At 67.1% G+C, this 7208-nt stretch carries 7 protein-coding genes and 1 pseudogene; all 8 read left to right on the forward strand.

Annotated features, from left to right (window positions below; genetic code table 11):
- Positions 1 to 304, forward strand: a pseudogene (locus WAW85_RS05735) (bifunctional 3,4-dihydroxy-2-butanone-4-phosphate synthase/GTP cyclohydrolase II); the annotation flags it as partial.
- Complete coding sequence (gene ribH, locus WAW85_RS05740; RefSeq protein WP_422558682.1) at positions 301 to 777, forward strand: 6,7-dimethyl-8-ribityllumazine synthase; 477 nt, start codon at positions 301 to 303, stop codon at positions 775 to 777. The pseudogene WAW85_RS05735 and the gene ribH, both read left to right, overlap by 4 nt.
- Positions 774 to 1265 carry a PH domain-containing protein gene (locus WAW85_RS05745; protein ID WP_422558683.1) on the forward strand — a complete coding sequence of 164 codons (492 nt, stop codon included), beginning with the start codon at positions 774 to 776 and terminating at the stop codon, positions 1263 to 1265. The genes ribH and WAW85_RS05745 overlap by 4 nt, the downstream gene beginning before the upstream one ends.
- A gap of 9 nt (positions 1266 to 1274) precedes the next feature.
- On the forward strand, positions 1275 to 2816 hold the full coding sequence (locus WAW85_RS05750) for a bifunctional phosphatase PAP2/diacylglycerol kinase family protein (RefSeq protein ID WP_422558684.1): 1542 nt from the start codon (positions 1275 to 1277) through the stop codon (positions 2814 to 2816).
- Positions 2817 to 2847: 31 nt separating this feature from the next.
- Positions 2848 to 4833 (forward strand): excinuclease ABC subunit UvrC, encoded by a 1986-nt coding sequence (uvrC, locus tag WAW85_RS05755; RefSeq protein WP_422558685.1) that lies wholly within the window; start codon positions 2848 to 2850, stop codon positions 4831 to 4833.
- Complete coding sequence (gene rapZ / locus WAW85_RS05760) at positions 4833 to 5732, forward strand: RNase adapter RapZ (RefSeq protein WP_422558686.1); 900 nt, start codon at positions 4833 to 4835, stop codon at positions 5730 to 5732. Before uvrC ends, rapZ begins: the two co-directional genes overlap by 1 nt.
- Positions 5729 to 6757 (forward strand): gluconeogenesis factor YvcK family protein, encoded by a 1029-nt coding sequence (locus tag WAW85_RS05765; protein WP_422558687.1) that lies wholly within the window; start codon positions 5729 to 5731, stop codon positions 6755 to 6757. The genes rapZ and WAW85_RS05765 overlap by 4 nt, the downstream gene beginning before the upstream one ends.
- A gap of 49 nt (positions 6758 to 6806) precedes the next feature.
- Positions 6807 to 7208: DNA-binding protein WhiA (whiA, locus tag WAW85_RS05770; protein ID WP_422558688.1), on the forward strand; the 402-nt coding region annotated here is incomplete at its 3' end.

Consider the following 7208-nt stretch of genomic DNA (forward strand, 5'->3'; position numbering starts at 1 on the left):
TGCCGGGAGCGACACCGTCGACGCCAACCTGGAACTGGGCCTGCCCGCCGATGCCCGCGACTACGGCATCGGCGCCCAGATTCTGGTGGACCTGGGCGTGCGCTCGATGCGCCTACTCACTAACAACCCGGCCAAGCGCGTCGGATTGGACGGCTACGGACTCACGATCATCGACCGTGTGCCGATGCCGGTCCGTCCGAACAAGGAGAACCTGCGCTATTTGAGGACGAAACGCGACCGGATGGGTCACGAACTCACCGGGCTCGACGACGATCTGATCAGCGAAACGGAGGCTGGCGCGTGAGCGGACATGGCGAACCCAGTCTGCACCTCGCGGACGCGGCGGATTTGAACGTCGCCATCGTCGCCTCCCAGTGGCACGAGACCATCTGCACGGCGCTGCTCGACGGTGCGGTCGCCGCCGCAGCCAAGGCTGGCGTCACCGCGCCGACCGTGGTTCGGGTGGCCGGGGCGATTGAGCTCCCAGTCATTGCGCAGGCCCTCGCCCGCACCCACGACGCCGTCGTGGCGCTCGGGGTAGTGATCAAGGGGGAGACCCCGCACTTCGAGTACGTCTGCGATGCCGTCACCGCTGGACTCACCCGTATCTCACTCGACGAATCCACGCCGGTCGGCAACGGAGTGCTGACCACTCTCAACGAAGCCCAGGCACACAACCGATCCGGTCTACCAGGATCGTCGGAAGACAAAGGCGCACAAGCGATGTCGGCGGCCCTGGCTTCGGCGCTGACCCTCCGAGAGCTCGCCGGACGATGAATCGATCAACGCCCGCCGGAGAGACCTCGCCGGAAACGAAATGGGACCTTATCTACCGGCCCAAGCAGATCAATAAACTGGTGGCTGGGGCAATCGTGATCGTGATCGTGATCCACCTCACTTTCGGTTTACTGCTCAGTTACTCCTACACCGGCGTGAACATCGGCTGGGGCGACAAGCTCGCGCTGATCACCATCGGATTCGTCATTTCCGGTGCGCTGCTGTTGTTCACCCGTTCGCGACTGCGGGTGGGTCCGGAGGGCGTGGGTGTCCAGAATCTGATGTCCGAACGCTTCTATGAGTGGGAGGCCGTGCGCGGTATGGGCTACCCGGAGAAGGCGCAGTGGGCGCGGCTACTCTTCGACAGCGATGAGCATATTCCGGTGATGGCCGTGCAAGCCCGCGACGGTGCGGATGCGGTCGCGGCGATGCGCCGCTTCCGGGAACTCCAGGCCAAGTATCGGCCGGACGACGCGCGCGCCGTCTAGGGTCGGAGCATGGCTCTCTTCCGCTCCTTTCGCGCTGTGCGACACGACGGCCTTGGCCGCCCGGTACCGACCGCCGAGAGCTCGCTCGAGTCGCTGACCGGAGGGCTGTCTGACCTCGATCTCCGGGTCTTCGATGCGGTCGCGAACTCGCCGAGCCCGATGCTTGACCGCACCATGAAGCCGCTGTCGGCGGCGGCCGACCAGGGCAAGCTGTGGTTCGCGATCGCCGCCGGGCTCGGTCTGACCGGAGTTTCGTCGCTGGAGCGGGGCGCCGTGCGCGGCGTGGTGACCTTAGGTGCGGCCAGTCTGGTAGCCAATCAGGTGGGCAAGCGACTCCATCCACGGCAGCGGCCCGACACTGAGGGCATCACTGTGCGGCGGCTTCGCCGGCAGCCGACGTCGAGTTCGTTCCCGTCCGGACATTCCGCCAGTGCCGCGGCCTTCGCCATCGGCGTGGGCATCGAGAATCGTCCGGCCGGCTATCTGCTCGCCGGGCTCGCCGGCATGGTCGGCCTCTCGCGCGTGGTGACCGGTGCGCACTATCCGTTCGACGTCGTGGCGGGCTTCGCCCTCGGTGCCGGGATCGCGGTGGCCGGGGCGCAGATCGTGCGGCCGGTCGACGACCATGCCATCACTGTCGCAGCACCGCATCGGGTTCCGGCGACGCCGCGCCCCGACGGCGAGGGTCTGGTGATCCTGGTCAATCCGCGGTCCGGTGACGGCACTGGTGAACGTGTGCAAGCGGAGATCGAGCAGTCCTTGCCTGCTGCCGAGATCGTCGACCTGTCCGATGTCGACGACCTCGTCACCACCGCCCGGGATGCAGCCCGCCGGGCCGAGGTACTCGGTGTCGCCGGTGGCGACGGCACCGTGTCGACAGTCGCCGCCGCCGCGCTAGAGGCCGACATTCCGCTCGCGGTCTTCCCTGGCGGCACCTTTAACCACTTTGCCAAAGACATCGGCAGTCAACGCGTCGCCCGGACGGTCGAGGCGATCCGCGCGGGCCTCGTTACCCGCGTTGATGTCCTCTGGCTCAATGACGCACAGGTAATCCTCAACACGTCCAGCATCGGTGCCTATCCGGAGTTTGTGGTCGCCCGCGACCGGTACAACCACAGTGTCAGCAAGCCGATCGCCGCGATCCGGGCGGCGCGCCACGTGCTGCGGCACTCGCAGCCGGTCACGGTGCAGGTCAACGATGAGGAGATCGAGACACTGTTCTTCTTCGTCGGCAACGGCATGTACGGGACGGCGGGCTTCTTCCCCGGCCGGCGTACCCGGCTTGACGACGGACTCATCGACGTGCGCTACCTGGTGACCGGGCAGCGTTTTGAGACGCTCCGCCTGACCGCCTCGCTGCTTTCCGGCCGGATCAAAAACTCTCGACTCTTCATCGATGCGCAGATTCCCGAGTTCTCACTGACCGCCGCCGAACCCATCCGCGTCGCGCACGACGGCGAGGCCGGTGAGGAGCAGACGGCCGCCCACTACCGTGTCGACTACCGCACCCTGAAGGTCTACGGCACCAGCGTCGTGACCGGCAGGTCCTAATCTGTCGGTCACGACAGCTAACCTGGACAGCGTGGCCGATCCGACGACCTACCGCCCGGCTCCGGGCACCATTCCCACCGATCCGGGCGTGTACAAGTTTCGTGACTCGCACCGGCGGGTCATCTATGTCGGGAAGGCGAAGAATCTCCGTTCCCGACTGACGTCGTACTTCGCCGATCTGGCCTCATTGCACCCCCGGACCCGCCAGATGGTCACCACGGCCATTGCAGTGGAGTGGACGGTAGTGCGCACCGAGGTCGAAGCGCTGCAACTCGAATACAACTGGATCAAGGAGTTCGATCCGCGCTTCAACGTCCGGTATCGCGACGACAAGAGCTACCCGATGCTGGCCGTCACCATGAATGAGGAGTATCCGCGGATCTTCGTCTACCGCGGTGCGCGCCGGCCCGGTATTCGCTATTTCGGCCCGTACGCCCATGCCTGGGCGATCCGGGAGACAGTGGACCTGCTCACGCGCGTCTTCCCGGTGCGCACCTGCTCCACGGGTGTCTTCCGGCGCAATGCCGCCATGGGGCGCCCATGTTTGCTCGGCTACATCGACAAATGCGCCGCCCCCTGCGTCGGGCGGGTCGACGCGGCCGCACACCGCGAGATCGCCGAGGACTTCTGCGACTTCCTCGCCGGCAAGACAGACTCGCTGATTCGCCGTTTGGAGCGCGAAATGACCACGGCCGCAGCGGAATTGGACTTCGAGCGTGCTGCTCGGCTACGCGACGACGTCTCCGCACTCCGCCGCGCCATGGAAAAGCAGGCCGTGGTTCTCGGTGACGGTACCGACGCCGACGTCATCGCCATGGTCGGCGACGACTTGGAAACCTCCGTGGCGATCTTCCATGTCCGTGACGGACGAGTGCGCGGCGAACGGGGCTGGGTGGTCGAGGTTCAGGAGAACGCGACCCTCGGTGACCAAGTCGGCGACTTCCTCCTGCAGTTCTACGGCGATGAGCTGGAGATGAGTTCGGGCATTCCGCGGGAGGTCCTCGTGCCCGAGCTGCCCGACAATCACGTGGAGCTCGCTGACTGGCTCTCGCAGCGGCGGGGGAGCCGTGTCTCGCTGCGCATCCCGCAGCGCGGCGACAAACGCACGCTGGCACAGACTGTCGAACGCAATGCCGCCGAGGCGCTCAACCGCCATAAGCTCAAACGGGCCGGTGACCTGACGACCCGGTCAGCCGCGCTGGCCGAGTTGCAGGAGACACTCGGCATGGACGATGCGCCGCTGCGCATCGAGTGCATCGACATCTCGCATGTGCAGGGCACCGATGTTGTCGCCTCGCTCGTCGTCTTCGAGGACGGACTGCCCCGCAAATCAGACTACCGGCACTATGCGATCCGCGAGGCCGCCGGCGACGGGCACTCCGACGACGTTGCTTCGATCGCCGAAGTCACTCGGCGCCGGTTTTTGCGCCACCGCGCAGACCGTCCTGCCGCAAGCCCGACCGTCACCGATGACGCCGAGGGCAACGGGGGAGACCTGGCCCCAGAGGCCGCGCTCGACCCGGCCACCGGACGGCCCCGCAAGTTCGCCTATCCGCCCAACCTCTTCGTCGTCGACGGCGGCCAGCCACAGGTCCACGCCGCGGCCGCGGTGCTCGACGAACTCGGTGTCACCGACGTGACCGTCATCGGGCTGGCCAAGCGGCTGGAGGAGGTCTGGGTCCCCGGCGACGACGATCCGGTGATCCTGCCGCGCAATTCCGAAGCGCTGTTCCTGCTGCAGCGGGTCCGCGACGAGGCGCACCGCTTCGCCATCGGTTTCCACCGGTCCAAGCGCAGCAAACGCATGACCGCCTCGGCCCTGGACGGCATCGCCGGGCTCGGCGCCACCAGGCGAACGGCGCTCGTGACCCATTTCGGGTCGGTCGCCCGCCTCAAAGATGCGACGATCGACCAAATCGCCGAGGTGCCAGGCATCGGCAAAACCACCGCGCGAACCGTCCACGAGGCGCTTCGTGAAACCCCAGAACCCGGCGACACTCCGGAAAGGACTGCATAGTGACCGAATCCGAGGGCACGACCAGCACGGTCCTGTTCGTCACCGGGATGTCCGGTGCCGGGCGCACCTCCGTCGCGAACGTCCTCGAGGACGACGGCTGGTATGTCGCCGACAACGTGCCTGTCTCGGTGATCGCCCAGGTGATCGACGGAGTCCGCACCAGTGAGGTGGGCGCCCAGAAGATCGCCATGGTGGTGCGCGCCAGCGATGCGGAGTTCGCCGCCGATCTGGCCCGGCTACGCGGAAAGCTGGTGGCGGGCGGCGCGGACACCTTGCTGCTCTTCGTCGACGCCTCCGACGACGTTCTCATCCGCCGCTTCGAGCACGTCCGTCGCCGCCATCCACTGCAGGGCACCGGCACGCTGTCGGACGGGATTGAGGCCGAGCGGCGAATGCTTGCCGCGGTCAAAGCCGAGTCCGACACGGTGATCGACACCTCGGCGCTCAGCTCAACCCGGTTGCGCAGCATGGTAGCGAAAGCGTTTCCCTCGGCGGCCGGCCCCGGCCTGACCATCTCGGTGCAGTCCTTCGGCTTCAAGTATGGGCTGCCGATGGACTGCGACCTGGTGGCCGACGTCCGGTTCTTACCCAATCCGTATTGGGTTCCCGAACTTCGCGAGCACAACGGCCGCGACGCGGACGTGCGCGACTACGTGCTGGGCCAACCCGATGCCAGCGAGTTCGCCGATCGTTACGTCGGACTGGTCGATCTGATCGGACGCGGCTACCTGCGCGAGGGGAAGAGTTACGTCACCATCGGGATTGGCTGCACCGGCGGCAAACACCGCAGCGTCGCCATGACTGAAGAACTCACGCGCCGACTGAGTGCCGAGACTGACTCCGACGGCGGGCCGCGCTATAGCGTCGAAGCCACCCACCGGGATCTGGGCCGCGAATGACCGGCCGCGAGCCCATCCGCGCCGTCGCACTGGGCGGCGGTCACGGGCTGTACAACACGCTGACCGCACTTCGCTATCTCACCGGCAACGTCACCGCCGTGGTGACCGTCGCCGACGACGGCGGCTCCTCGGGCCGCCTGCGCCGCGAACTGGGCCGGGTGCCACCCGGCGATCTGCGGATGGCATTGGCCGCGCTGCTCGCAGCGCCGGCCGCACTGGCTGAGACCGATCCCGGCACCGCTCGCCGCCGGGAACGTTGGGCGGCCATCCTGCAGCATCGGTTCGGTGGCACCGGCGCGCTGGCCGGACATCCGGTGGGCAACCTGTTGCTCTCGGGCGTCGACGAATTCACCGGCGACATCGTCCAAGCCCTCGACTGGTTGGGCGAGCTTTTCGGCATTGACGGCCGCGTGCTGCCGATGACCAGCGAGCCGCTCGTCATCGAAGCCGATGTATCCGGACTGGAAGACGATGCGCGGATCAGTCGGGTGATCCGCGGGCAGGTCGCCGTCGCGACCACCCCGGGCGTCGTGCGTCGCGTCCGGATCGCCCCGGCCGCACCGTCGGCCTGTCCGGAAGTGCTGGCCGAGATCGGCCGCGCCGACCTGGTGACGATCGGCCCCGGCTCCTGGTTCTCCAGCGTCATTCCGCACATGCTGGTGCCCGAGCAACTGGCCGCGCTGCGCACGACCGCCGCGCGTAAGGTTCTGTTCGTCAATCTGGCCGCCGAACCGGGGGAGACGACCGGGTTTTCCGTTGAACGACATCTGCACGTGCTCGGGGCCCACGCCGATTGGCTCCCGATCGACGATGTCGTCGTCGACGCCGCCTCGGTGCCTGCCGGCCGGGAACGGGAGTATCTCGAACGTGCGGCCGCCTCGTTCGGGGCCCGCTTGCACAGCGTCGATCTGGCCCTTGCCGATCAGCAGGTGCACGATCCAGTGAAGTCGGCGCGGGTGCTGGCCGAGCTGCTGTCTGCGGGCAGACCCGACCGGGCTGAGCCACCGAACCTGACCGCACGGTAATGTTCACGGGTGTCGGCGTAGGGTGCCGCAAAGGGGAGGAAGTGCCGTTATGGCAATGACTGGAGCGGTCAAGGATGAGCTGAGTCGGCTATCGGTTCCGCAGTTGAGCAGCCGAAAGGCAGAGGTTGCCGCGCTGCTCCGATTCGCCGGGGGGCTGCAGATTGTGTCCGGTCGTGTCGTGGTTGAAGCCGAGGTGGACCACGGCAACGTCGCTCGTCGACTGCGCTCGGAGATCCACGACCTGTTCGGCTACCCCTCCGACGTGCATTTGCTCAAGTCCTCCGGCCTGCGCAAGGGTGCCCGCTACGTGGTGCGCGTGGTTAAAGACGGGGAGGCCTTGGCGCGGCAGACCGGGCTGCTCGATCTGCGCGGCCGCCCGGTCCGCGGTCTGCCCACCCAGGTGGTGGGCGGCAGCGTCGGCGACGCCGAAGCCGCCTGGCGCGGGGCCTTC

Source organism: Gordonia sp. (in: high G+C Gram-positive bacteria) (assembly GCF_049299075.1).
Taxonomy (GTDB): domain Bacteria; phylum Actinomycetota; class Actinomycetes; order Mycobacteriales; family Mycobacteriaceae; genus Gordonia.